A 26857-nucleotide genomic window follows, 5' to 3' on the forward strand; every position below is an offset into this window, starting at 1 on the left:
CTACAGGAGATGCAGCACGGTCCCAATAGAGACGCCTGCCATATCGATCACAGACACAGAAGATTCCTACATGCCACCTGGTTGCCGGGGCAAATACGAGAAGACAAAGGGAAATTTCGTACTTCTCGGCGGAAAATTGTTCACTTTTTCACCGGCACCGCTATGATTCGCGCCCTCCTCCCCCACGCCTGTTTCCCGACCATGAAGACCCTGATGATCGTCGGTGCCGACCTCGACCGGACGGACACCTGGATCAAGTACGACAAGACCATGTGCCACGCCTGTGTCTCCAGCTGCTGCACCATGCCGGTGGAAGCGCGCCTGAACGACCTGATCCGCCTGGAACTGGTGGCCGAGTTCGAGCGTGGCGAACCGCCGAAGAACATCGCGAAACGGCTGATGAAGGATGGCGTGGTGGAGCGCTACAACCAGAAGACCGGCATCTTCACCCTGACCCGCATGGGCAACAACGACTGCTACTTCCTCGACCGCAAGAGCCGGCTCTGCACCGTCTACGACAAGCGCCCGGACACCTGCCGCAATCACCCGCGCATCGGCCCGCGCCCCGGCTACTGCGCCTTCAAGCCGAAGGACTGAAGGCCCATCGCTCAGCGGGTCATCTTCTTCACGAACACCACCACGAACAGCGCCATGGTGAAGCTGCCGACAAAGGCCTCGAAGGCGGCGAGCGGCCGCGCCAGCCCGAGAGGGACGATGTCCCCGTAGCCGAGCGTGGTGAAGGTCACCACGCTGTAGTACATGCAGGCCCCCAGTGCCTCCAGGTTGGTGCGCAGGTCCTGCTCCAGCGAGAAGGCCAGGCGTACCTCGCCGTGGTACACGCCCACCATGAAGTACAGCAAGGCGCAGACCAGCACGAACCCGAGCGAGAACAGCACCACCCTGACCGGTTGCTCGCCGTAGCCGCAGAACAGGTCCACCAGCCAGGAAAACAGCCGCTGACCCGACCAGCGCGGCATCTGCAGGCGGCGCATGACCATTTCGCGATAGAAGAAGCGGCCGGCCTCCTCGAACAACCCCGCCCTTTCCAACTCGATGCGCAGGTTGCGGTAGACCTCCTCGGCCTGCTGCAACAGGTCCAGCACCAGGGCCGGCTGGCCGCTGCGGCGGGCCTCCCGGGCCTGACGTTCCTGCAGCACCCGATCCCCCCAGCGCACGTTATCCAGGCGCGCACCCGTGAGCTTCACCCCCAGCAGGTTGGCGTCCCGAAGGTCGGCGCAATGGAGATTGGCATCCCGCAGGTCGGCCTTCATCAGGGAGGCGCCCCGCAGGTTGATGGCGAAGAGATGGGCCCCGCGCAGGTCGGCCCGGTAGAGATCGCTCCCGGACAGGTCATAGCCGGCATGGCTGCCGCGATGCACCAGGTCGAGCCCGGCCAGCCGGCACTTCTTCAGGCAGAACCCCTGCATCGGCACGCCGCAACGCGCCCGCGCCTCCAGCGCCGGCCGGAGCTCGGGCTCCTCCGCCTTGTCCCGCGTGGCATCCCGCCAGAATCCGTCGTCATGGGGCGCATCGAGCATGCTGGCTAACCCTGGGGTCCGGGATGTTCAGACTAGTCCAGGCGATGACGGGCCGTAAGGACGCGCATTCATTCGAAGCCGGGGAACCCGGCCCGCAGTCCGGATCAGCCCCTGGCGGCGGAGATCACCCGCTTCGCCAGGCTCACCGCCGCCAGTACCAGCGCCCCGGCGAGGATGCCGGCAAGGCCGTCCACCAGGACCTGCACCAGCCAGGACAGGCCACCGGCCGCCGCCAGCAGGGGCTCCAGGAGGTGATGAGCGGCCGGAATGCCGTGCAGGATGATGCTGCCGCCCACCAGGAACATGGCGGCGGTACCCAGCACCGAGAGCCCCTTCATCATCCAGGGGGCGGCGGCGAGGATGCCGCGACCCAGGGTCCGCGCCGCATCGCCCTGCTGACGCACCAGGTAGAAGCCCAGGTCGTCCAGCTTGACGATACCGGCGACCAGTCCGTAGACACCGACGGTCATGATCAGGGCAATCCCCACCAGTACCGCCACCTGGGTTCCGAAGGGCGCGGCGGACACGGTGCCGAGGGTGATGACGATGATCTCGGCGGACAGGATGAAGTCGGTGCGGATGGCCCCCTTGATCTTGTCCTTCTCCATGGCCACCAGGTCCAGTTCCGGGTCGGCCAGGGCCTCGGTTCTCGCCGCATGGGCGTGCTCGTCCTCCTCGCGGCTGTGCAGCCACTTGTGGGCCAGCTTCTCGAACCCCTCGAAACAGAGGAAGGCGCCCCCCAACATCAGCAGCGGCACCACAGCCCAGGGCGCGAAGGCACTGATGAGCAATGCGGCGGGCACCAGGATGGCCTTGTTCAGCATCGACCCCCTGGCCACCGCCCAGACCACCGGCAACTCCCGGTCGGCCCGAACGCCGCTGACCTGCTGGGCGTTCAACGCCAGGTCATCCCCCAGGACCCCGGCGGTCTTCTTGGCGGCGACCTTGGTCATCACCGAAATGTCATCGAGCAGGGTCGCGATATCGTCGATCAGGGTCAGCAGGCTGGCTCCGGCCATGGTGGGTCCTTGCAGAGGGAATGGGAAAGGCGCTGGACGGCGCAGGCGAACTACAGACAAAAACGCCCCGCCGGTCAACCCGGCGAGGCGTCCTGGACGTGGCCCCAATCGGACCGCTCCACCTCGGTTCGGCCTCAGGCGATCACCCCGAGGGCATCCATGGCCCGCGCGTAGTGTCGATCCCACCCCCGCCGATCGCGGGTCGCCGGGCACCAGGCCCGGCAATACAGGTCCCAGGCTTCCGCCACCTCCCCCACGGCGGGCAGGCGCTCGCCCTCGACATGCAATCGCAGGCGAGCGAAGACCGCGGCCAGCAGGTCGTCATGCTCCAGCTCGGCGAATACCCGTTCCTCGATGGGCGGCACGCTGCGAAGGTCGCAGGCCGCCACCGCCAGGGGCGCGGTCCCCGGATGCCGCAACACGGCGCCGACCATGTCGTCCTCCGGCCCCATGCGCCAGAAGCCACGCTCGGGCCCCGATGCCGGGCGTCGTTCGAGGAAGTCGCTTTCCTCAAGACCGATGGCCAGCAACATCAGCTCGGCACGATTGCCGCCCAACCCCGGCGGCAGCAGGTCCAGGGCCGGTTCGATGATGATCCGACGAATCTTCTCCAGGTTCATGTGCCTCTCCTCCTTACCAGGGCGGCCCGACAAGGCCGCGATGCTCGAGGAGGGGACCACAACACGAGTGGAGGATTACTTCAACCCATCACCCCGGGCCGGCGCCCTTTCTCACAATGCCCTGCTCAGGCGACCGACGCGGAGACCGCTTTGACAGCGACACGCGGCAGTCGCCGGAGAGCGGCGGGGAGATTCGGGATCACCCCTGGGGGCGCTTGCCGGGCAGGGCGCCGCTGACCACCTCGATATCGGCGGGCCTGGCCTTGGGCTTGATCAGGCTGAAATCGATCAGGGCCTTGGGCCGGTAAGGGTCGCCGATCAGCAGCGGACGTGCCTGGAACCCGTTGTTGACCAGGCTGCGACTCGGGTCGAAGCCATCGAAGCGGATGCCCGCCAGGTCGGACCAGGTGTGGATGAAGCTGGAGCTGCTGTAGGGTCGGCCCAGGTTGGCGGACAGGTCCAGGGGATGGCTCTCGCGCCACTGCGGCGAACGCCAGAGCATGAAGGGAATGGTGTACATGGGCGCGGTCGGTGCCGCCTCGTTGCGGCCCAACACCTCCGGGTGCTCCGGATCGAACACCGCCTCGCCATGATCCGACAGGTAGAGCAGGAAACCGTTGGACTGCTGGCTGGAGAAACGCTGGATCAGGCTCGACACAACCTGATCGTTGAACAGCACGGCGTTGTCGTAGCTGTTGTAGGTGGGCAGTTGGTCGTCGGTGACGCTGGCCGGCACGCCCTGGCGGTCGGTGAAACGCTCGTACTCCGGCGGATAGCGGTACTGGTAGCTCATGTGGGTGCCCAGCAGGTGGACCACGATGAACTTGCGCGGCGCCGGGTCGGCCAGGACCTTCTCGAACGGCGGCAGCACATCGTCGTCGTACTGGCGGGCATTCTGGTTGCGGTTGTTGTTCAGGTAGAACTGCTCATCCGCCTGCTTGGAGAAGGTGGTGAGCATGGTATTGCGCTTGGTGAGCGTCTGCTGGTTGGTGATCCAGTAGGTCTTGTAGCCGGCCTGCTTCATCAGGTTCACCAGGGACGGCTTGCTCAGGTAGAGGTCGGGGTTCTGCTCGTCGGCGAAGGTCAGCACCTGCTGCAACGCCTCGATGGTGTAGGGGCGCGGCGTAATGACGTTGTCGAACACATCCAGCTGGTCGCGGATGCGGTCGAGGTTCGGCGTGGTCGGGCGTGGGTAGCCGTAGAGGCTCATGCGCTGACGATTGGTGGACTCGCCGATCACCAGCACCAGGGTCGCCGGCTGAGCGGCATTCTCGTCCTTGAGGTTGGCCAGCGGCGCGATGCGCTTGTTGCCTTCCAGCAGGTCATGCATCTCGGCCAGTTGCTGGCGGTACTGACGGTAGCCCACCACGAGCTGCCAGGGCACCGCCGGCTCCATGCGCTTCTCGAAGCTGTCCCGGGCCATGGCGAACGTGGGGTTCTCCAGCCCCTGCTTCACCGCCGGGTAGCCGACGGTGGCGGCCAGTACCGCCAGGCTCGCCAATAGCGCGCGGCGTTTCGGCAAGTAGACCGGGCGGATGCGAGTCCAGAGCAGCACGGCGCCCGCCGCGTAGGCGAGGAAGACCGGCACCATCCACCAGGCGAAATACTGCGCAAGGTACTCCGAGCCCTCGGCCACGTTCGACTCGAACAGGATGAAGATGACGCTCTGGGAGAACTCCTGCCCGTAGACCAGGAAATAGCCGAAGGCCGGCAACGATGCGAGCCAGAGCAACAGGCCGAGGACACCGGCGATGCTGCGGGTACGCGAGGGGAACAGCAGCACGGGGACCAGCCACACCGCACTCAGCAGGAAGGCCTGGCGAAACCCGGTGAAACCACTGGTGCCGGTCACCTGGATCAGCATCTGGGTCACGCCGGAGAAGTACCAGAAGAAGAGAAAGAGCCAGCCCAGCCCGGCCCAGTCGACTGGCCGTCCCTCGGCCCGGGGTGCGTTCGACGACATCAAGTTCCGTCCCTCTCACGCCCTTGCGGGCAGGTAAATTGGTCGGACTATGACCGTGAAGATGTGAAAACTTCGTCAAGAAAATTGCTACCACCCCCACGCCCTTGCCACAGATCAGCGCGCCGGCGCCGTCCGGGGTCTAACCTTCAGGCGAACTCACAGGACAAGGAGTCCCCGATGGACGACCTTCACCTCATGATCGTGCTGCTGATCTCGGGTTTTCTGCTGCTGGGGATAGGGTTCAGCAACCGGGAGAAGGAATGGGGCATATGGCTGACGGGCCTGGGCACCGTCTCGATGTTCGCGCCCATCGTGCTGAAGATGATGATCGAGTTGGCGTGAGCGGTACGCTGGTCAGTCGTCCTCGGGCCTCACCAGCGGGTCACTGGGAGCCTCGGCAATAGAGGTATCAGATTGGTCATCAAGCAACAGGCATACGCCTCGATGCCAAAATTCGCGAGGGTCAGCCAAGTAGCGTTGAACGGCTGCCACCTCCGCAAACACAACCTGCCGGTTGTGACCTCGCTGCACGATGGGATCGTGGATAGTTTGGTAACAACATTCGCCCAATCCTGGGAACAATAGCCTACCCCGTACAGATGTGTGAGCTGACTGCAGCTCATTCTTAGAGTAGAAAAATAAACATGCCCCTTTTTTACCCCATATTCTCACCCCTATTTCACCTTAAAACACTTCATGCCTAATAAACTTAAACCCCCCACCCTGCCTAATGGCTTCCTCTATATAAGAAGATCGCTCCGTAGCATTCACATAGAGCAATATCGTATAGTCCGGGCAGCTTTGCTCTACCGGGCCACCATCAAAAGGATCAACATTCACCTTGAGAACAATATGCTCTGAATTACTTTCACCCCACATATAGTAAGCCCCTTGATAAGAACTGTCTCTTTCCTCGAAAGCAACACCCAACACTCTCTCCACACGTTCTCTCGCAGAAGAAAGGCATAACCCTTTCGCACCATATAGATCATATGCAATAGTCATTTCGGCAAAACCACGCCTGGAGCACGACTTGAGGCTGTTGCGGCGGATTCATAAATCATGAAATCAACCTCACGCCCTGCCTGAGCGCTCAGCTTAATCGACAAATCCTTTAGGCCAAGAGCCTGCAAGTCCCTTGCACTCAATGACCCTGTACGAGTGCCAAGCCTCACCTCTCTGCCCTCGAATAGCAATGGTCTTCGGCGAACTATCAAGATAGTAGACCGTACCATCAACAGCTTGGCGGCGCTCAATTGCTGGATTGGAAGCGATTTTTTCTACAAAACTTTGGAATTGGCTTTTTGTGCTGATGCCAAGATCAGCAAACTCTTGCCGTTCGACTACATGCTTCTGGAATGCATGGCCGCTCGCCACCTCCTCAGCCAAGAGCTAAGAATTGAGCCAGCCCTGATTGATAGCGCTTTCTGCGCCGGCGCTACCTTTTGCACCAAATTATCCGGAGCGACTAGCCTGAAGCTCCTTTCTAAATAACTCCAACATATTGGACCAATTTTTATAAAGTTGATCCTCACCCTCCAAATAAGGGTCCGCCGCCGGCATATACCGGACAATAGGAGCAACAGACTCCGGATACTCAAAATCCGCATATAGCTCTTCAACAACCCCCAATGGATCTTGATATCTATCCTTATTCATAAAGACCCACAGAAAAATCAAGAACATCCACGCCTTCTCTGAGCCCTTGACATCTTGCACATCCTTAACTGCGAGGCGACTAACGCACTCCTGAACATCATTGGCATCATCGCCAGTCAGGCAGGCCAGCTCATACTGCTCCGCAGGAGATTCAGCAGAAAGGCTTTTAGCGGCATAGTCAACAACTCCTGTCGAACTTAAAAAACCACGATGCAATCCGTAATTAATATCTGCCCAGTTCAACCAAGGCGCTTCTGAAAGGCAGAATCCACCATCTAGGACTATATGCATACCTGACCTCTTATCTTGGCAATCTAGCTGGAGCCTGGTTGGGCACGCCCGTAATTCTTCCGCCGGGGATAAACCTCTGATTTGTCAACTCACCCTTCGAATTGACGAGCCACTCGAATATCCCCGACTTGCCATCCACAGCCCCCTTCATCTGGGTAAGGTTATACGACTTTCCATCCCCGCCACGAATAGTAAAAAGCCGTCCTTTCTCTGGAATCTGGTCAATCACATAACTCGGAGCACGATGAAGAGGGTCATCTTTAAGTGCACTTCAGACCGGTTGTGCATTTCTTATCTCTTGGGCTGCATAACCTGCTCGCTGCCTCTCGAAAAGAGCCACACTCGATGCAGAGTCCGTCCCTTTTGGACCAAAGGGATTACTTCACAACCTCAAACTGTGATGATCTCAGTGCCAACTGCGCAACAGTGACACCTTCCTCATCGCAAAATTCAACTTCATAAGCTTCCTCTGGCTCCGAGAAGACGGCAACTATCACCCCGAGACTACCACTACAAAGGCCCTCAGAAGGAATGTCCTCCAACAAGCGTACGACTTCATTAATTTCTAGAGACATAGAAACCACTTCACAAAAATTGTTGTCAACTCTGGAGTATTTGAGCCGGGCTTATAAATCCACCCACTTCTAACGACCGCACTTCCATTCGGCCCTGCAACAGGAATGTCGACAGTAAAACGAGCACCATATTGATCTACCTTCCCTGGAATTGGTGTGTTTTTCATTACCCCTTCCTGAAGCTGCTTCATCAGCAGATCCGAGTTACCCTTCGTAAATCCAAGCACAGATTCAAAGACACGAGCCTTGTTACCACCAACGGGGTGATCTGGATTCAATGCATAATCCGTTAGCTTGCGCGGATCAATGACCGCACGATTGGCACCTACAAGTGAATGAGCACCTTCGACAAGCTCTGGAACTCCTTTTGGACCAAATAGCCCGCCCGCTGCCGCCAGTATGCTGCTGAGTAAGCCCGCATTTTCTGCCGAAAGCCCTTTGCCTTCGAGAGAAAGCTGCGTCCCGACCTGAGTCAGCGCGCTTATTGCGCTGGTGTTTTGCAGTTGATAGCGATGCAGATCCTTCTTGAACAGCGACGGAATGCTGTCATCGAAATACATCCTGGCAAGACGTTCACCGATGGGTGATCATCCGGTCTTTTTTGCCTTTTCCCTGGCGAATCATCACCGTCCCACGTTCGTAATCAATGCTGCTCCAGCTCAAGTTAATAAGTTCCATGCGGCGCATGCCGGTGCTGTAAAGCGTTTCCAACATGGTCCGGTCACACACGCCGGTGAAGATGGCCACGTCCGGCACGTTGAAGATTTTGTCCACCTCGTCGCTGCTCAGAATATGTATCGGCAAGCGCTGTTCCATCCTCGGCAGATCGAGGTCGGCAGCGGGGTTATAAAGCAGACGACTGCTCTTGGTCAGTCATTTAAACCACACCCGTATCGGCATGGTTCGTTCTGTTTGGCCGCGGGCCGACAGCGGTTCGCCGTCGGCTTCTTGATACACAAAAAGATGCCGCTAGTAACACTCCAAAGTCGGCCGAGTAATCTCCTGCGGCAGAGTCAAACCACGTTCGTCACACCAGCGGATAAAAGCGATCAGCAGATCCTCGCGTTTGCTCAGGGTATGAGGTGACCGAGAACGTTAAAGTTCGAGTAATGAAAGGATGCCTGGCAATTACGGCGGAGCAATAAAAATAATCCCCGACGAAAGCCGGGGGATTATCTTTCACTACAAAATTAAGATTTTCAGCCCCTCACAAAACTCATTTAAATCAGTCAAATCAACAACAGTCTCAAGCCCAAAATATGTATTAGAAGAAAGCTCACCAGCTTTACCGCAATTAAATAATACACTTATCGAAAAGTACCCATCAGACAAATCAACCACATCACCATCCAAACATTTTATTTGCATATCACCTTCCAAAGGTACATAAGGAGGCGACTCCTTCAGCTCTCCAACCATCAAGCCTCGTACATGACTATCAAAGTAGGAAACCAATCTTTCTATATCACTGCGGTATAATCTGCACGTAAAGCTTCCTGGCAAAAATCCAGAAAACCTCTTAGCTAAGGCACAGACAATATTGAAGTCAAATACGCCCTCACTTTTATGCACCCCGACAGGTGAAAATATTAAGACCCCAGCTTCTGTTTTAAGCGAAATATCTAATAACTTATTCATTTAAAAAGGTAAATCCTCCCAACCTTGGTTACGCGCCATATTTTTTACTTCTTGTTTTGTGAAGTTACGCATACCAGTGACAATTCCTTTTTCACCTTCCACAACAAGACTATATCTTGCCTTACTACCAACACCCGTTTTCTGTACAAAGACAGTCGCACCATCTCTCTGCACAATTTTATGTGTCGCATTATTAATTATATTATCAACTTGCTGAAGATCTTTAAAGCCATGACGATTTAAGCTTTCAAATGCATGAGTAGTCAAAGGCTTACCATCAGGAGTAGCCGAACTATTGAAAGCAGAACCAAGGTCTCTAGGAATATCACTCGTGTAACGCTGCCAGTCTGGATGATAAGGACTAGCCTTCATTTCATCCGAAATTTTAGTTATTGCCCCACCAGTTTCTTTTGCGCCAGCAGCAACCGACTCTACAAGATCAGCAGCTGCCTTAACCTCTCCTTCATGATAGAGCGCCTTGGCCTTCTTGAGCACCTGAGAGCCAGCGTCTCCAACACCCGGAGCGATACCTAGGACTGCAATCAGATAATCGAATCCACTCTCTGCCTCCGCGAATGACTTGGCATCTCCGTAGATCGGGATAAATTCAGAGCCAGTTTCCGCCAAACCCGCAGCCAGCCTATCACCCCCTTTCTGTCAGGCAAGGTGTAGTAATTCTTCGAGCTCATCAAGCCGACTTGAATCGATGACCATTATGGCTTCTTCATAACTATTCAAATCATCTGAAATCCAGTTCTCTCCAACTCTAACCATATGAAATCTACAAACCGCCTCAAGATCATCCCCGCTCACAATCATCCTAATCTCACCACCTCCATTCCTTTTCCAGGCCAGCAATAAGGCTCTTGAGAAATTGATTGCGTGGCAAATATAATTTTCGCTAACAAAATCATCAATATGGAGAGAGTTAACAAAACATTCAAAACCCGTCCGATCGCAAAAACCACCGATCGCCACAGATGCTGAAGCTGAAAAAAGCCCATTCAAAAAAACACATCCATCTTTTAAAAAGAAACCACCATCCAGTATCAACCATAGAGAATCAGGAATAATTATTTTAGAAAAATCACAACCAGAAATCTCAGACCTCATTCTACTATTTAATCTCACAGGGCTACTCTCCAAGATACTTCCTCATACCCTTCTCAATTGACGCTTTGAATTTGACATCATTATCACGGCAACTCGTCAAAGGAAGACGGGGTTTATGGAGCGCTTACAAAGTCATTATCAAGGAACTGTTGGACGGAATGATCATCAAATACGAGGCAACGCGCTGGTCAAAATCCGGCGATTAAAAAGAGCGCGGGCCGAATGGGGTGCAACCCAAACAGCCCGCTAACCACAAGCAGCTAATAAGGAGCTGATCATGGCTAAGGCCGATCATAGGGTAGCCCTGCCCAAAACTGAACGTTTTGCCACCATCGCCGCCGATGGGTATCCACCACGCAAGAACCCAAGCGATCCCCGCCAAAACTGGCGGCCCGTGCCCTGGCTGCGTCTACGTGGGTACTGGTTACAACAGGCCGGGTTCGGTATCGAACAGAAGATCAGGATTCAGGTTGACCTGAAACGATTGATAATTACGACTGAGTAGAAAGTTGAATAACCCCAGCTACCAGCTGGGGTTATCTTCTTGGGCTTTTTTCACAGCATCTAACCAGTCTTCCCATGCCGCTGGATCTGGTGGACCAGAATTATCAGCCAAAACAGTCCAATCAAGAGAACTAAGCATAATTGCTATATCTTCTGACTTTGTTAATGCATATTCATGCTCAAGAAAATAAAACATGGCACAAAAAGCCTGTTCTAAAGTCAGCACTTTATTATTTTCCATTTTTACTTCCTCTGGGCTTTAGAGAGGCTAAACCTCTCTCAGGATCATAAGGTTTTGGTATTTTATTAATTCCACCATTAATAACTTGATCGCCTCGTGTTTGAACCCATGCCTGACTTCCATCCGGCAATACTTTTGCAGACCATGTAGTTCCATGACGATCAGAGCCAAGAACAGCTTTGCCATCGTTTGCTAAGTTTGTGAGTAATTCTCGATTAGCTGGGGTATCTGGAAGATGTCCATCAGCTTTTCTGAAAATATGGCCTACACGGCTTTCAGGTATCGCAACGGTTCCTTTTACCGCTCCCCCTTTTGCACCAGCGTCAGCCTTTAGCTTAGCCCAGTACTCATACGACTTCTGGACCTGGGCCGAGCCGAGTACAGGTTCACTGCCCGCGGGGCGGCGGCCGCTACTCGTGTGAGAGCCTGCAACGCCACCCGCCACTCCAGCAATGACACCCAGCACCGGTTCCCACGCGCCGACAACATCTGCCAGTTTGGCGTAACTGGTCAAGGCACGATCCACTAGGGTGAACTTGTAGTGCTCGCAGGTGGAGGTGGAGCACCGCATGGAGTTCAAAACATCCAAACCCGCGACGATTTGCCCCATCTGGTCCTTTGCCCAAGCGGCGCCGCCAGTTGCCAGTGCTTCGTCGAAATTATCCAGGCTTAGTTTGTCCAAGCCATTTTTGGGATCAGTCCAATATCTCTGCTGACACGCCTCATCATCCCCACACCCCTTCATCATCTCTTCGAAGTCTTTCGAATCGCCATGACCAAGGAAGTTGTACTGCGTGGCATTCTTCGCTACCCAGGCGCCCTTCTCGATATCCCCGTCCACCGCAGCGGCCGCGACCAGCCCCACCAGTTGCGAGGCCATCGTCAGTAGATCGGGATCACTCCCCACCAGCGCATCGAGCTGAACCACCAGTGCTTCATTGGCACCCGCCGCGACGGCACCGGTCGCGAAGTCGCCGCCCGTGGCCTTGCTGAGCAAGCCACCCACTATTGCGTGAACCGCAACCTTCTGCGGACTGCCATCCACCCATTTGCCTTCGGTGTAGTCGCCTACGGCATTGAAGGAGGCTGCAGCCAGCGTGTCATAAAGGGCGTTCTGCAAGGCCTCCTTGAACGATGCGTCGCGCCCCATGAGCTCGTTGAGCGCCGCAGCGGTAGCGCTCTGGGCAAGCTGATTGCCGGCGAAGTTGCCCACGCCTTCCAGGGTGCTCAGATCGAGGTTGTTCACCTTCCCGGTGAAGGGGTTGGTCCGGGTACCGAACAGCTTGTCGAAAAGGCTTGCGGTCAAGCCTGCCGTCACACCCGCAACGGCGTAGTCCTTGAGGCTCTCCTTGCTGGTGACATCCTTGAGTGCCGCGCCGAGGTCGCCTCGGTTGTTGATGATGCTGATGGTTCCCTTGGTCGCTGCCGAGGTCGCCACTGCCCCTGTAACCGCACCACCTGCTCCACCGCCAACAGCCGCACCCGCTGCCGGCCCTACGACCGCCGCCATGACGATCGCAATCGCCAGCTGCGCACCAGCCCCCAGACCGGAATGGCTGTAGCTGAAGGCGTCATGAATCTCCCTCACGCGCTGCCAGTCCACGTCACCGCGCTGCTCCAGCTCCTTGATCCAGGCAAGACCGGGGTCGGCCTTGACCATGACGTCGATGGTCTGGCTGACGATCTTCTGGTCTATCTCCTTGAGGTCGACTCTCAGGCCATCCACCGCCTTGATGGCGATCTCACCCCGGGCGATGAGTTGGCTCTGGCGCAGGGTTTCGTCGGTCTGCCCCTTGCCCTTGAGGGACTGCCAGGCAAGGCTGCTCCCGCTCTTTTCATGGCTCTCCTGGTGCAGGTCCTTCACGGCTTCGAAGACAATCTCGCCGCCGCTTTCCAGGGTCAGGCCGGCACCGGCTTCCAGCCGGGCTTTCTGGTAACGCTGGTCGCCCTCACTGGCCAGGATGAGGTCGCCGCCGGCGATGATGTCACTGCCGATGTTGCGCACGTCGGTGACTTCATCGCGCTTGCTTTTCCTGCTGCCGAAGCTGCCCTTTTTCTTCTTGTCGTAGAGGCTGTAGTCGCTGTCTTCGGCCGCCAGCAGACCCAGGTCATTACCGGCATAGAGATAGGCGTCATTGCTTGCCTCAAGGCGGCTGGCCGTCAGGCTCAGGTCGTGGCCAGCCGTCAGCTTGAGGTCACCTCCCGAGACGATCTCGCTCCCCTGCTGCCGGACGCTGTCGCGCTCGATATCCAGTCCTTTGCGCTTGCGTTTGGCGTGGTACTCGTAGTGACTCTCATTGGCCGCCGAGGCGATATCGAGGTCGCGTCCTGCTGCCATGGCGATGTCGCCACCGGCTTCGACCCGGCTGGCGATCACCGACAGGTCACGGCCGGCCTCGACCTGGAGATTGCCCCTCACGTGCAGGTCGCTGCCGTGCTGGGTGATGCTGGCCTCGCTCCAGCGGGATTTCTTGCCCTGACCTTCGGCACTGTCGACTTCGGTGGCAGAGCCGATGAGAAGGTCACGCCCCGCATTCAGGCTGGCATCGCCTCCAGCACTCATGACGCTGCCGACATTGGCCAGGTCGCGGCCGGCGGACAGGCTCAGGTCGTTGGCCGCTTCGATGCGGGCGGCGCTGTTCATGACGGTGTCACGAATCAAGGATGCGCCGCCTTGAGTCGTCAGGGTGTCCTGACTCCGCTCGTTGATGATGTCGCCCCTGAGGGCGATGGCGCTGATATCACGACCCGCGATGATGCCGCCCTGGGCGTTGCGGATGCTGTCGGTCGCCAGCAGGTCGAGCCGGTTACCCGCTTGCATCAGGCCGCTGTTGGCGATATTGCCAGCGGTGACGGCGAGGTCGTTGCCGGCCCGCAGGGTGCCCTGGTTGACGAGTTCGCCTCCGGAGATGAGTGCCACGTCCTGTCCCTGGATCAGCGCACCATTGGGCGCCAGGCGCCCCTTGGCCTGGGCCAGGTAAAGCACCGGTACCAGAACCCTTTCGCCGTTCACCTCATGCTCTTCGAGCCAGACGATGTCGTGGGTCAGGGCCGCGACCTGGGCGGCGGTCAGGCTGACGCCCAGGCCGAGGTTGAGGGACTGCTTGCTGGCAATGGCGTTGTCCATCAGGTGGCGGAACATCGCTTCATCGCTGTGCAGACCGGCCAGGAATCGCTGCCCTGTGCGGGCGGTGATGGCTTCGCGCACCAGACGCTGCTCGTAGAGGCCATCCCCCAGGCGCTTCTGGGCCTTGTCGGGGTCATAGCCCAGCAGGCCCAGCATGTAGTCGGAGCTCAGGAACTGCCTGAGGTCGGTGAGTGCCGGGTTGGTTTCGATCAGGTACTTGTGCGGCCTGGGTTCACTGCCAGCAGCGGGCAGCTCCTGGACACGCGCCACGGCCTGGGTGGTGACGGGCGTCTGGGGCTGCACCTGGACTGATTGGACCGCCGTCGGGGATTCGCCCAGGTCGATGGGCGTGCGCTGGCTCGGCGCTATGTCCTCGACGTTCAGGCCATTGCCGGTCCCGACACCGGGCGGGTCAATCCGATCCGGCTGCTCTTCGGGGACAATCGCGGCGACGCTGGCGACGGTATCGCCCTGACTGCGACCAGGCAGGGACTGGCCGATCGAGGCACCGTCGGCGCTCACCTGGATCACACCTGCGCCACCGATACCGGAAGACTGATGCTGGCCGAGGGTCAGTTCCCGACTACCAGCCTCCAACGTGTCGCCAACCTGTACCTCGAACCGACTGCCACTGACCTCGACCTGTTGCTCGCGCTGGGCAAGGCTGATGCTGGCACCGCCCATGGACCAGCTTTGCGGCCCTTGGTCGACTGCGGTCACCTCGGAGTCGGTGGAGGCGGCGGAACTCAGTCGGAACAGGCCATTCTGCCCGCTGGGGATGCTGAAGCCGGGTAGTGAAAGCGGGTTGACCTGCTTTTGGGCGAGATCAGGCGGGAGTTGGGCGTTGATCAGTACTACATTGCCGCCCGTACTAGCGGCTACAGAGGCGTCGGAGACCTTGCTGGCACTTCCGGTGTAGGCAACGTTACTACGGCTGACGCCATTTCCCAGACTACTGGAGGCCTTGATGGTGACGTTGCCGCCGGCCTGGATGATGGCGCTAGCGGCTACCCCAGTATTAAGACTGGTTTCCGACGAACTAGCCAGGATGTAGCTGTAGAAGCGGTCGGGTATTTTGTGATTGAAACTGGGATTGAAGTGCGGGTTTGGGGTGCTGGTTACCTGCTCATTAGTGCGGAGAATGCGCGTGTATGGATCGCGACCACCAGAAGTCTCGGTATATCTATGGACGTAACGCGAATTGTATTTGTTGTAGTTCGCTAATGACCCATTGATAAATCCGAAGAATACATGCGAGGGTTCGGTGTCGTCGGTCTTACGGAAGGTGCGGTTGCGTATGACGCTCTCAGTGGCAGCTCCCGTGTTGTTGAAAGTGCCTGTATCGATACTGATGTTGCCGGCAGCAGAGACGAGGCTGTGTTGATTATTGAAGCTATCGGAAGACACCCTAAGATTTCCGCCAGCAGAGATACTTGAGACTGCAGAATCCGAGGTAACCGTGCGCTCTATTTCTTCCCTTACGAAATAGTCGAAGTCAAAGTGCCTTCCTTTACAGTCGTAACAATGGAAGGTGATGGAGCCGGCAATCAGCCGTTCTGAAACCGAGAAGACATCCTTACGATTAACGATGCTCGTTACCGCCAACTTCATATCGCGAGCACTTTCGAGAGTGGCGGAGATGTTCTCCAGCAACTTGCTGCGCGCGCCTGCGTCGTTGGCCGCTATGTTCAATGAGCCCAGGCTATAGATATCGGCAAATCGGTTCTTCAGGTTGGTGACACGCAACACGATATCGTCGCCGCTGAATATCAGGCCGTTCTCGTTCAACAAGGTCGGCGTCGTCAGGCGCAGTTTCTCCGCGCTGCCCAGGGTGCCGTGGTTGTCCAGTTGTCCGGCATCGAGCGTCAGCCCGCCAGCGGAGGTCAGTAGGCCGTGGTTGGTAAGCAGCCTCCCGACCTTGAGGGTGGTATCGCCACCTCCGGTGATACGCCCGGTAGTGGGCAGCGTCAGCTGGGCGGCCGCCAGGTCGAGCTCACCCAGGCTGGTCAGGCGGCCGTTGCCGCCGTAGGTTCCGCCGAGGCTGAGGGCCAGCCCGCCGTCGCTGGCAATCAGGCCATCGTTGCGCCAATTGCCACCGGAACCGGTGAAGGAGCGACTGGCCAGTAGCTGGCCGCTGGCGGTCTGGTGGAAGGTGCCGACGGTTACCGCCAGACGGCCAGCCTGGATGGTGCTGCTGTTGGTCCAACTGTCGGCGTTGAGGGTCAGGCCGCCCTGGGTGACGATGCTTCCGCCAGCGTTGGCGACGTTCGGCAGGGAAATGTCGAAGGTGCCATTGCCGATGTGCAGCAGGGTACCGCCTGTGTTCAGCAGGCTGCCGGCGGCGAGGCCGAAGTCGAAGTTGGCGCTTTCCAGTTTGCCGTTGCGGTTGTCCAGCAAACCTTGCACCGCCAATAGCGTACGCCCGCCGTCACCGAGGGCGCGCAGCTGGCCGCCTCGGTTGTCCAGGCTGGCCACCTTCAGGTTCAGGGTGCTGTCGCTTTCGAGGATGCCGAACTGGTTGTTCAATGCGCCGGCCAGACTGAAGTCGACCCGCTGGCCAGCCATCTGGCCCGCGTTGGTCAGGCTGTCGCCCTTGACCCTGAGCAACCCGGCGGCGAAGAGGCCACCCTGCCGGTTATCCAGGTGGCCGACCGTCAGTTGCGCATCCCCAGCCAAGGCCGAGAGGTGTCCACCCTGGTTGGAGAGGCTGCTGGCCGCCAGGACCAGGCCCCGTCCCTGAACGATGCCGGCCGTGTCGGCGTCGCTGGCATTGTTCAGCCAGCCGCTCAGGCGGGCGTTCACCCAGCCTTGAAGGCTGACGAGGGTACCGCCGCGGTTGTCCAGGTTGCCGGCGGTGATGTCCAGGTTGCCGTCCTGGCTGAGGAGACGCCCACCCTGGTTGGCCAGATCGCCTGTAACGATGCCCAGGTCACCCTTGGACTGGATACTGCCGTGGCTGTTGGTCAGGTTGGCCGAATCGATGCGTACGCCAGCGTCCCGGCTGTAGATCAGGCCGTCCTCGTCGTTCCGTACGGCGCCGGTCGTGCTCAGGAGCAGGGCGCCATTGGCGGCCAAGGTTCCGCCACTGCGGTTGTCCAGGCTACCGCCCAGCAGGGTCAACAGGCCCTGGCTGATAATCTGCCCGCCCTGGTTGTCGACGCGGGTCACACCCTGCAGCACAAGAGGCCCTGCACTGGCCAATGTGCCTGAGGCATTGCCGAAGGTGCCGAGCAGGTTGAGGGTCACCCCATCACTGCCGGTGAGGCTGCCGCCCTGGTTGTCGAGTTGGTGCGCGGCAAGGTCAAGCGGACCTTGGGCATGCAGGCGGCCAGCGGCGTTCTTCAGTTGGACGGTGCGCAGTTCGAGTCCTGCCCCGCTGTCGATGGAGCCACCCGCGCTATTGTCGATGGCCTCGGCGATCTGGAGGCTTTGCCCACCGGCACTGGAAATGACACCCCGGTCGCTGTTGTCGAGGCTGGCGGCCTTGACGCTCAAATGCCCCTTGCTCGCCAGTGCGCCCTCTGCGCCGTTATGCAGGGCGCCGGTCAGGCTGACGGAGAGGTCGCCATCACGGCTGGACAGGGTGCCCAGGTTGCGGTTGTCCAGGCTCTGGCCGTGAACGCCGAGGCCCTGCCAGCCGGACAGCAGGCCACCCTGGTTGAGCAGCGTCGTTCCTGCCAGGCCCAACTGGCCGCTGCTGATCAGCTTGCCACCGGTGTTATCGAGGTGGCGCAAACTGAGGTCGAAGCTCTGGTGACTGCTGATCTCGCCGCCCTGGTTGGCAAGGTCGCGAAGACGCTCGAGGCTGAGCGGCCCCCGGGCGAGAATCAGGCCGTCCCGGTTATCCAGGTCGCCACCCTTGAGGTCCAGGCGCAGCCCCAGGCTGCCGATCAGACGGCCCTGACGCTGGGTCAATTGGCTGAGCCCGAGGTCCATGGCGCCCAGGGTGGACACTTCGCCATCCTGACTCGAATCGAGCGTGAGGGCCCGCAGGACCAGTCCACCCTGGCTGTTGATGAGGCCGCCATCGCGGTTGTCGATGCCCTGCGCTCGCAGCTCGAGCGAGGAGCCGGCCAGCAGGCTTGCGCCTCGGTTATCGAGGGCGGCGGTCTCGACGCTGAGCGCCTGTGCCGCGCTGATCAGCCCCAGCTCGCCGTTGACCAACGCATCGCTGACGTGGAGCCGCGTGTCACTGCGGCTGGTCAGGGTACCGCCGGTGTTGTCCAGGCTTGCGGCTCGCAGGTCGATGCGCGAACCGGCGATCAGGCCCTTGAGGCTGGCCAGTGCCTGATCGATACGAAGCGTCAGCGCCTCTGCACTGAGCAGCTTGCCGCTGTGGTTATCGATGCTGCGTGCTGCAAGGGTGAAGGCCTGCTGGCTGGATATCTCGCCCCCCTGGTTGCCAACAGTGCCGAGGCTCTCCAGCAGCAGTCGACCAGGGGTGTTGATCAGGCCTTCGCGGTTATCGAGATCGCCGCCTTTGAGATCGAGACGGAGCTGGGCGTTGCTGAACAGTTGGCCGCCCTGTTGCTCCAGACGCGTGACGCTGGCATCGAGCGCCTGTCCACTGCCGATACGGCCGGCGTTGTTGATGAGGGGACCGGTGTCGAGTTGCAGGGTACTGGCGCTGGTCAGGCTGCCCTGGCTGTTGTCGAGGGTACCGGTGGCGATCTGGACGGGCCCCTTGGCGGAGAGCACACCCTGGCGATTCTCGAGACTGGCACTGGCCAGCGACAGGGCACCGTCGGTAACCAGCTGGCCGCTGTCGTTCCTCAGACCCGCGCGGCTGGCGATGACCATGGCGTCGCCACTGGAGAGGCTGCCCGCCTGGTTGTCGAGACGACCGACGTCGAGGTCCAGCCGACCTTCGCTGCTGATCAGGCCCTGGCCGTTGGTCAGGCCATCGTCGAGGCTGATCGCCACCGACCGCTGGCTGAGCAGGCGTCCACCTTCGTTGTCCAGTTGCGTGCCGCGAAGTTCGATTGCGGTGGTACCGGAGATAAGGCCCCGAGCCCGGTTGATCAGGTGCTCGACGACCAGGTCGAGCCGGGAGCCGGACAGCAGGCGCCCACCCTCGGCGTTGTCGAGCTTCCGGGCTTTGAGGGTAACGCCACCCTGACTGGAGATCTCACCCGCGCGGTTGTCGATCTCGTCGACATCCAGGCTCAGTCCCTGGGTAGCCCCAATCAGTCCATCGGCGCTGTTGTCGAGCCGCTGGCCCGACAATTCCAGGGCCCCTAGGGCGACCAGTTGGCCACCGCGTTGGTCGAGGGTTCCGACCTTCAACTGGACATCCGTCCTGCCGGCGATTGCACCGGCGCGGTTGTCCAGCGTGGCAGCCGCCAGGACGAGCTCGCCAACCGCAACGAGGCTGCCGCCCTGATTGTCGAAATGGCCCGCCACATCCAGGGCGAGCTGTTCCCGACTATTGATGAGGCCTTCTCGACTGTCGAGCCTGCTGGCATGGAGATCCAGGCCATTGGCCAGAATGGTGCCCCTGACGTTGTCCAGGGCCCGGGCGATGCGCAGGACCAGTGACTGGTTGCTGAGCAGCTTGCCGGCCTGATTGTCCAGCTGCTCCGCGGCCAGGGTAAAGCCCTGCTGGCTGGAGATTTCGCCGCCACGGTTGCTGACCTGCCCCAGGTTTCGCAGCAGGAGTTGGCCGGGGCTGTTGATCAGGCCGCCGTTGTCGTTGTTCAGCAGCCCTTGCTGCAGGTCGAGGCTGAGATCGGCCTTGCTGAACAGCTCGCCGCCATCGTGCTGGTCCAGGCCGGAGAGCCTGGCACTGAGGGGGCCGCCACTGGCGATACGCGCCTTGCCGCTGTTGTCGACCTGCCCGGCCTCCAGCTCCAGGGTGCCGGCGGCGATCAACTGGCCACCCTGGCTGTTGTCAAAGGTCCCCGTGGTGAGCCGCGCATCACCCTGGGCACTGATCTCACCGGCCTGCCCGTTGTCCAGACGCGCGCTGGACAGGTGAAGGGAGCCGTCACTGACGATGAAGCCGCCCTGGTTATCGAGTTGGCCGGCACTGGAGAGCACGAGACGGTCGGCGCTTGAAACCGTACCTCGCTGGTTTTCGATGCGCCCGGCGCTGACCGCCAGGCTTCCGTCGCTGCTGATCACGCCCTGGTGATTGAGCAGGGCACCGTCCAGCTTGTCTTCACCGGCGGCGAGGGTGACGGCGAGTGTCGCGGCGCTGGAAAGCGTGCCGCCACTGTTGTCGAGTTGCCGTGCCGTCAGGGTGGCCGAATGGAGACCGAAGATCAGGCCCTTGGCCTGGTTGATCACACGGTCCACGGCGAGGATCAGTCGCTCACCGGCCAGTACCTTGCCACCGCTGTTATCCAGACGCTGGCCGACCAGGCCGACGCTGGCCTGGCTTGAAAGTTCGCCACCACGGTTGTCGATATCCCCGACTTCGAGCGTCAATGCCGCGGTACTGCCCACCAGGCCGCCCTGGCGGTTGTCCAGGGCACGGGCTTCGAGGCGCAGACGCCCCTGGGCGACCAGTTCACCCCCCTGCTGCGCCAGCGTTTCCAGTCTGGCGTGCAGATCCCCCTGACTGGCGATGCGCCCTTGGGCGTTATTTAGCTCCTCAGCCTCGAGGAACAAGGGGCCGGCCGAGGTGATACGACCGCCCTGGTTGTCGAGGCGTTGCCCCTGATAGACGAAATCCGTCTTGCTGGTGATGAGGCCCTGATGGCGGTTATCCAGCCGATCCAGCCTGAGCACCAGCGGGCCATTGGCAGCCAGCGCGCCACCACGGTTGTCCAGGTACTTGCCCTGCAGCGCGACCCGCCCCTGACCGCTGACTGTGCCGCCCCGGTTGTCCAGGCGATGGGCGCCGACAGCCAGGACGCCCTTGGCGATCAGGCTCCCCTGCTGCTGGTTGTCGAGCAACCCGCTCACCTCGACACTCAGCGTGCCATCCGCCAGCAGGGTGCCTTGGCGGTTATCCACGCCGGCTGCCTGCAGGACAAGGTCTCGACCGGTGCCCAGCGTCCCGCCCCGGTTGTCCAGCGCACCGCGAAAGCTCAGGGCGAGGCCTTCGTCACCCAGGATCTCGCCCTGCTGGTTGTCCAGGTCGGCTGCCTCCAACCGAACGACACCGCCGCCGGAGATCTCGCCGCCATGGTTGCGGGCCAGGTCGGTGACCGCCAGCGACAGATCACCGCTGCCGGAGAGCAAGCCTGCGCTGTTATCCAGGGCTCCACTCTGCACGTCGAGGGCGCTCGCGGCGATCTGTCCCTTGAGATTGTTCAAGGCACGCTCGATTCGGAGCGACAGCGCCTGGGCGCCGAGCAGCTTGCCGCTGGCATTGTCGAGGCTGCGTGCAGTCAGGGCGAAGGCCGTGTGGCTGGAGATTTCTCCGTCTCGGTTGCTGACATCGCTCAGGTTCTTCAGCAGCAGCCGGCCCGGAGCATGGATCAGGCCCCCGCTGTTCTGCAGGTGGCCGCCATTGAGGTCCAGGCTGAGTTCGCTGCCACTGTAGAGCTGACCGCCGCCTTGCTGGTCGAGGCGACTGACGCTGGCGGTGAGCGCGCCATTGCTGGCGATACGGCCACCCGTTGCGTTAATCACCCGCTGCGCGTTGAGGTCGAGCTGGCCGCTGCTGGTGAGCTGGCCACCTTCCTGGTTGTCGAGCACACCCGTGACCAGGCTGAGCGCGCCCTTGGCGTCTATCTGTCCAGCCTGGCCGTTATCCAGGCCGCCGGACGTCAACCGCAGGTGCTTGTCTACAACCAGCTGGCCGCCACGATTGTCGAAGGCGCCTTCGCTGATGACCGACGCATCGTCAGCACTGGCAATGACGCCACCCTGGTTGACCAGTGCGGTGGCCTGGAGCAGCAGTCCACCATCCGTCAGCAGCGAGCCCCGGGAATTATCCAGCACGCCGCCCTGAGCGTCCGAGGCGCGGGCGCTCAGGAGAAGCGACAAGCCCTGCCGCGCGTACCCCCTCCCCTCCGCGTTGATGAACCGAGCGGCTTCCAGGCGCATGTCTCCCTGGCTCGACAGCAGTCCCTTCAGGCTGTTGTCGATTCGGTCGAAGAACAGTTGCAGGTCCTCTTCCACCAGCACCTGGCCACCTTCACGGTTGTCCAGGAAGGTACCGGACAGGGTCGCCTTTCCCTGACTGGACAGCGTCCCACCACGGTTATCGAGTTCCAGGCCCGCAATGGACATGGCCTGGCTCGACATCACCCGGCCACCCTGGGTGTTATCGACGCTGCTCGCGATCAGGTTGAGCCCGCCCGCGCTGGCTAAACGCCCCTCTCGGTTGTTCACGGCACCCGAGCTGGCGATGTCCAGACGTGTACCGCCGAAGACTCCGCCCTTGCGGTTGTCCAGTGAGCCAACCTGCAGCCGGCCATCGGTGGCAACGATCTCGCCACCCTGGTTGTCCAGCTCGCCACTGACCATGAGCAGGAGCGGCTCCCGGACGTCGATCCTGCCGCTCAGGTTGTCCAGGCGAGCTGCGGTCAGTTCGAGGCCCCTGGCAGCGACCAGGCCTCTGAGGTTGGCGAGCATCTCGTCGATGCGCAGCGTCAGCGACTGTTCGCTGAGCAACTTGCCGTCCGAGTTGTTCAGGCTCCGCGCAACCAGATCGAAAGAGTGGGCGCTGGAGATCTCCCCACCCTGGTTGGTGACGTCGGCCAGGTTGCGCAACAGCAATTGACCGGGTGACCGGATCAGGCCGCCGCTGTTCTGCAGATGGCCATCGTGGAGGTCCAGGCTGAGATCGCCACCGCTGTAGAGTTGGCCACCGCCTCGCTGGTCGAGGCCGCTGACGCTGGCGGTGAGCGTGCCGTTGCTGGCGATACGGCCGGCATCGGCGTTGTCGACCTGACCCGCACTCAGGTCGAGGGCGGCGCTAGCGGTGAGCTGCCCACCCTGGCGATTGTCCAGCGTCCCGGCGCTGACCTTGGCATCACCCTCGGCACTGACCCGGCCGGCGGCGCGGTTGTCGAGCGTGCCGACAACCTTTACCTCCAGGTCGCCTTGGCTGGCGAGTTGTCCCTGCTGGCTGTTGTCCAGGGCTCCGGCCTTGAGCTGCAGCTGTCGTCCGGCGCCAAGGATGCCCGCCTGGTTCTTCACCGCCCCCTCGGCCGCCAGGTCGAGAGCCTGCTTTGCGAGGACCTTGCCCGCCCGGTTGTCCACTGCTTCGGCCCGGATATCGATGCGGGTCCCGCCGGATATCTCACCCGAGCGGTTGTCCAACTGTCCGAGTCGGGCATCCAGCCTTCCGCCACTGGCCAGAAGACCGGATTGCCGGTTGTCCAGGGTTCGCGCCTCGACTGCCAGTTCGCCATGGGACAGCATCCGGCCCTGGCGGTTATCCACTCTGTCGGCGGAAACACGGGTCGAGCCTTGGGCACTCAGGGTTCCGCCCTGGTTGTCCAGGGACTGCCCGACCTGGAGCTCGAGGTTACGATCAGCCACCAGACTGCCGCTGTTACGCAGGTCCTGCGCCCGTACCTGGATATCACCACGCCCTTTTTGCCGGTCACCCGGGCGGGCGCCCGCCTCGACGACGCCCTGGTTGAGGAGGCCGCCGCCACTGCTCAGTCGCACAGCGTCCTTCGCCACCAGGTTCTGGCGCAGGGTCAGGTCGCCCTGTGTTTCCAGCAGCGCACGACCACCCGCGTAGGCGTCTCCCTTGAGCTCGGCCGCCCCAGCCTTGACCTGCAGATCGCCGGTAGCGGTCGCCTGCGCCAGGCTCAGCCTGCCGCTGGCATCGATGCGGATGTCACCACCGCTGGCTGCCAGGTTCCCGGCCAGCTTCACGCCGACCCCGGCTTCGGTGCCCACGAGATGGATGGCGCCGGCATACATGCCGCCGAGCGCCGAACTGTCGATGGCGAGCTCCGGTCGGTTGCTTCGGTTTTCCGCCAGCGGAGTGACAGCCAGGGAGTCCGCCTTCACCTCGTTACGGCCGGCGATGATGTTCAGCTTCCGCGCATGCAGTTCAGCGTTGATCCGGGCACTGCGGGTGATCAGGTCGAACTGGTCAAGGTTACCGGCATTGAGCCCCTCCCCCTCGACCAGGATGTCGCCCCCTTCCACCTGGAAGCGATCCAAGCGAGTGCCGTGGAGCACGGGTTTGCCGGTGGTCAGGGTGGCGCGCGGAGTGTTGATGAAGCCGCAACCATTGCAGGTGATGCCGTGGGGGTTGGCGACTATGACCCGAGCCGATTGCCCGGCGACTTCGGTGTAGCCGGCCAGGCGGCTGCGGTTGCTGCCGGTGACTTCGTTGAGGATGGTGCCGGCCGCCTGGCCGCGCAGGTTGGGGTTGCCGACGATGAGGCCGCCGAGCTGGGTCGATTGGGTCTTGCCCGTGGCGTTGTTGAGGATCAGTCCCTGCTGGCCGACGTTGTACTCGGTGAATCGGTTATGGGACAGGCCGCTGCCATTGGGTGTGGCGATATTGACGATGGGTACGCCGTTGCCCGCCTGACCCAGTTGGGTGCTGCTCCCGGCGTTGCGGTCCACGGCCAGTTCCGCAGCGGTGACGACGATGGGCTGGAGGAAGAGAATCCCGGCCAGCGCCAGCGCGATGCATTGGTTGAGGGGGCTGCGAACGTCCATGTACCTGTTCCTATCCGGCGACCAGCGAATGAGGAAGAAACGCTAATGGAGTCCATGCCCAAGCTGGGCCGAGAAAGCTTTGGGAACGGTCCGATGTTCACTTCAGGTCAGAAGAAGGCATCCAGTCGGAAATAGATGGGGCGTTCCCTGTCCTCGATGATGTCGGGCCGCTCCAGCGAGCGGGCGAAGCTGACCGATGCAGCGAGATGAGTGCCGCTCAGGCTTAACTCGAAGGCATTGCCGCTCATGCGCCCGCGAACCTCGGGGTTGTGAGGACCTCCGTGGATCACGCCCAGGTCGTAGGCGAAAGCCAGGCCGAACTCATGGAACCAGGGCCGCAGCGACTCCACGGCGATGGGACGACGCCAACGCACCTGATTGCGCCAATAGCCGCCGGTATCGCCCGACAAGCTCTGGTCCTTGAAACCACGCACCGAGCTCAGGCCGCCGAGGCTGATGCGCTGAGGGCTGAACAGCACGTCCTCGCTGCGCTGGCCATGGGCGAGGCTGTCGAAGCTGAAGCGTTCCTCCCAGAGCTGAAAAGGCTGCAGGTAGCTCAGGGTGGCGCTGTATTTGTTGTAACGCGCTACGGACTCGCTGCCGTGGGGATTTCCTTCTGCCTGGGCGTCGAGGGCACCGCTACCCCGCTGCCAGCCGATGTCCAGGTTGACGAAGGCCGAGCCGACTCGACGCCCATGGTTGAAGCCCAGTTGCTGCTCGGTCAGGCGATTGCTGGAGGTTGCGATGAGTGAGCCATCGACATAGTTGCGAGTCCGGTAATGGCTCATTGCGAGACTGACGCCTGTCTTGCTGAGACCGTCGCGGTGTAGCACGCGCTCGGCGCTCCACTGCTGGGTTCGGCTGCCGCCGTCGTAGACGAAGGGGAACCCGGTGCCCTGGTGACGCATACGGTAGTAGCTCTGGCTGTAGTGATAGGCGAACGTCCACCAGCCCCAGGGCAGGCCGTAGCTCGCGCTCTGGCTGTCGGAGTGTCGCCAGTGGTCGGTCACCGCATCCTGGCTGGTACGCAGGCTGAACTGGTCCGCAAGCCCCAAGGGGCTGTCCCAGTCGAACCCCAGCCCCATCTGCTGCTCACCGGTACCGATGTCGCCATCGTTATGACGGGTGGCGGACACGCGCCAGGCCTTTTCCGGCTGCCCCTGCACGCTCACCCGGCTTCCGCCGACATGCTCGCCCGGCAACAGCTCCAGTTGCGCAGGACGGGATGGCAGGCGATTGAGCTGGTCAACCAGTTGCTCCAGCTCCCGGAGGTCAAGGAGATCGCCGACGCTGCCGGGAAAGGCCATGGCGAGCTCCCGGTCGGTCGCCATCGCGGAGCTGTCCAGCCCCTCAAGCCGTCCCTCGATGACGATGATCTCGAGCTGACCATCGGCGAGGTCCTGCTGCGGCAGGTAGGCCCGGCTGGTGACGTAGCCCCGATCCAGATAGTCGCCGGTTATGACCCTGAGCAGCTCGTTGAGCTGGGGTGTTCCCAGGCAGCGGCCCAGGAAGGGCGCCAGGAGCTCATCACGGCGGGACTCCGCAAGGTGCGCGGCCCCCTGCAGATCAATGCGGCGGATCTCGATGCAGTGCCCCTCGTCGACCGGGGCAGTCTCCTCGGAGCGGGCCTCCTCACCCGGCAACTGCTGCAACTCCTCGAGCCGCCGCTGCTGCTCCTGCAGCAACCTGTCCTGACGGTCCCGAATCAGGTCTCGGTCTCCCGGGGTCAACCGAGGCTCGGCCCCCACCAGGGGGACAACCAGGCAAAGGCCAAAGATCCAGGACAATCGAGAGACGGGCATGACAGCATCCTTGCAGCGACGAGGTGGCCGGCGCCCGGGATAGGTGCGCACCGGCAGGGCCACGGATATTGCGTCACGCCGCAGGCGCTGAATCTCGGATCACAGTGGAATCAGAAAATTACCCCCATGAAAAAGCCCCCGCCGGATCGCTCCGGCGGGGGCTTTTCAGTCACTGAGCGA

The 26857-nt window shown here is 60.8% G+C and carries 18 protein-coding genes and 1 pseudogene; 3 read left to right on the forward strand and 16 right to left on the reverse strand.

Annotated features, from left to right (window positions below):
• Nucleotides 1–201: 201 nt before the first annotated feature.
• A complete protein-coding gene (locus KF707C_RS26845) occupies nt 202–597 on the forward strand; it encodes a YkgJ family cysteine cluster protein (RefSeq protein ID WP_036993297.1) in 396 nt (131 codons plus the stop codon).
• A gap of 11 nt (nt 598–608) precedes the next feature.
• Here KF707C_RS26845 and KF707C_RS26850 read toward each other — a convergent pair whose 3' ends face one another.
• The 4 genes from KF707C_RS26850 to cptA form a co-directional block, all read right to left on the reverse strand.
• Nucleotides 609–1538 carry a pentapeptide repeat-containing protein gene (locus KF707C_RS26850; RefSeq protein ID WP_003453306.1) on the reverse strand — a complete coding sequence of 310 codons (930 nt, stop codon included), beginning with the start codon at nt 1536–1538 and terminating at the stop codon, nt 609–611.
• Nucleotides 1539–1642: 104 nt separating this feature from the next.
• Nucleotides 1643–2557 (reverse strand): DUF808 domain-containing protein, encoded by a 915-nt coding sequence (locus tag KF707C_RS26855; RefSeq protein ID WP_003453308.1) that lies wholly within the window; start codon nt 2555–2557, stop codon nt 1643–1645.
• A gap of 134 nt (nt 2558–2691) precedes the next feature.
• Nucleotides 2692–3177 (reverse strand): hypothetical protein, encoded by a 486-nt coding sequence (locus KF707C_RS29875; protein WP_003453310.1) that lies wholly within the window; start codon nt 3175–3177, stop codon nt 2692–2694.
• A gap of 199 nt (nt 3178–3376) precedes the next feature.
• Nucleotides 3377–5140: a phosphoethanolamine transferase CptA gene (gene cptA / locus KF707C_RS26865; protein WP_003453312.1), complete on the reverse strand. Its 1764-nt coding sequence runs from the start codon at nt 5138–5140 to the stop codon at nt 3377–3379.
• A 177-nt stretch (nt 5141–5317) separates the two neighbouring features.
• On the opposite strand from cptA, the gene KF707C_RS29505 reads away from it, so the two are divergent.
• Nucleotides 5318–5482, forward strand: a complete 165-nt coding sequence (locus KF707C_RS29505) for a hypothetical protein (protein WP_003453314.1) — start codon at nt 5318–5320, stop codon at nt 5480–5482.
• Nucleotides 5483–5538: 56 nt separating this feature from the next.
• Here the strand turns inward: KF707C_RS29505 and KF707C_RS29880 are convergent.
• From KF707C_RS29880 to KF707C_RS29240, 9 genes and pseudogenes are all read right to left on the reverse strand, one after another.
• Nucleotides 5539–5702: pseudogene (locus KF707C_RS29880) on the reverse strand (transposase); the annotation flags it as partial.
• Between the two features lie 122 nt (nt 5703–5824).
• Entirely contained in the window at nt 5825–6145 is a 321-nt protein-coding gene (locus tag KF707C_RS26870) for a hypothetical protein (RefSeq protein WP_081608094.1), read from the reverse strand.
• A gap of 450 nt (nt 6146–6595) precedes the next feature.
• The gene (locus KF707C_RS26875; protein WP_081608095.1) at nt 6596–7090 is read right to left on the reverse strand and encodes a DUF2247 family protein; all 495 of its coding nucleotides are present in this window, start codon (nt 7088–7090) and stop codon (nt 6596–6598) included.
• Nucleotides 7091–7467: 377 nt separating this feature from the next.
• A complete protein-coding gene (locus tag KF707C_RS30195; protein WP_081608096.1) occupies nt 7468–7665 on the reverse strand; it encodes a DUF4926 domain-containing protein in 198 nt (65 codons plus the stop codon).
• The gene (locus tag KF707C_RS29225) at nt 7656–8225 is read right to left on the reverse strand and encodes a DUF6883 domain-containing protein (RefSeq protein ID WP_131679682.1); all 570 of its coding nucleotides are present in this window, start codon (nt 8223–8225) and stop codon (nt 7656–7658) included. The genes KF707C_RS30195 and KF707C_RS29225 overlap by 10 nt, the downstream gene beginning before the upstream one ends.
• 13 nt (nt 8226–8238) lie before the next feature.
• Nucleotides 8239–8481 carry a tyrosine-type recombinase/integrase gene (locus tag KF707C_RS26885; RefSeq protein WP_003453316.1) on the reverse strand — a complete coding sequence of 81 codons (243 nt, stop codon included), beginning with the start codon at nt 8479–8481 and terminating at the stop codon, nt 8239–8241.
• Between the two features lie 366 nt (nt 8482–8847).
• Nucleotides 8848–9303, reverse strand: coding sequence for a hypothetical protein (locus KF707C_RS29230; RefSeq protein WP_131679683.1), 456 nt, complete (start codon nt 9301–9303; stop codon nt 8848–8850).
• Nucleotides 9304–9798, reverse strand: a complete 495-nt coding sequence (locus tag KF707C_RS29235) for a hypothetical protein (RefSeq protein ID WP_131679684.1) — start codon at nt 9796–9798, stop codon at nt 9304–9306.
• Nucleotides 9799–9960: 162 nt separating this feature from the next.
• Nucleotides 9961–10449: a hypothetical protein gene (locus tag KF707C_RS29240; RefSeq protein ID WP_131679685.1), complete on the reverse strand. Its 489-nt coding sequence runs from the start codon at nt 10447–10449 to the stop codon at nt 9961–9963.
• 244 nt (nt 10450–10693) lie between these two features.
• Here KF707C_RS29240 and KF707C_RS26890 point away from each other — a divergent pair, with 244 nt between their 5' ends.
• On the forward strand, nt 10694–10921 hold the full coding sequence (locus KF707C_RS26890; RefSeq protein WP_036993244.1) for a SymE family type I addiction module toxin: 228 nt from the start codon (nt 10694–10696) through the stop codon (nt 10919–10921).
• An 18-nt stretch (nt 10922–10939) separates the two neighbouring features.
• Here the strand turns inward: KF707C_RS26890 and KF707C_RS26895 are convergent, their stop codons facing one another.
• The 3 genes from KF707C_RS26895 to KF707C_RS26905 all read right to left on the reverse strand — a co-directional run bounded on the left by KF707C_RS26895 (nt 10940) and on the right by KF707C_RS26905 (nt 26677).
• On the reverse strand, nt 10940–11161 hold the full coding sequence (locus KF707C_RS26895; protein WP_081608097.1) for a hypothetical protein: 222 nt from the start codon (nt 11159–11161) through the stop codon (nt 10940–10942).
• Nucleotides 11151–24875: a two-partner secretion domain-containing protein gene (locus KF707C_RS26900; RefSeq protein WP_003453318.1), complete on the reverse strand. Its 13725-nt coding sequence runs from the start codon at nt 24873–24875 to the stop codon at nt 11151–11153. Before KF707C_RS26900 ends, KF707C_RS26895 begins: the two co-directional genes overlap by 11 nt.
• A gap of 107 nt (nt 24876–24982) precedes the next feature.
• The gene (locus KF707C_RS26905) at nt 24983–26677 is read right to left on the reverse strand and encodes a ShlB/FhaC/HecB family hemolysin secretion/activation protein (protein WP_003453319.1); all 1695 of its coding nucleotides are present in this window, start codon (nt 26675–26677) and stop codon (nt 24983–24985) included.
• Nucleotides 26678–26857 lie beyond the last annotated feature (180 nt).

Source organism: Pseudomonas furukawaii, from assembly GCF_002355475.1.
Taxonomy (GTDB): Bacteria; Pseudomonadota; Gammaproteobacteria; order Pseudomonadales; family Pseudomonadaceae; genus Metapseudomonas; species Metapseudomonas furukawaii.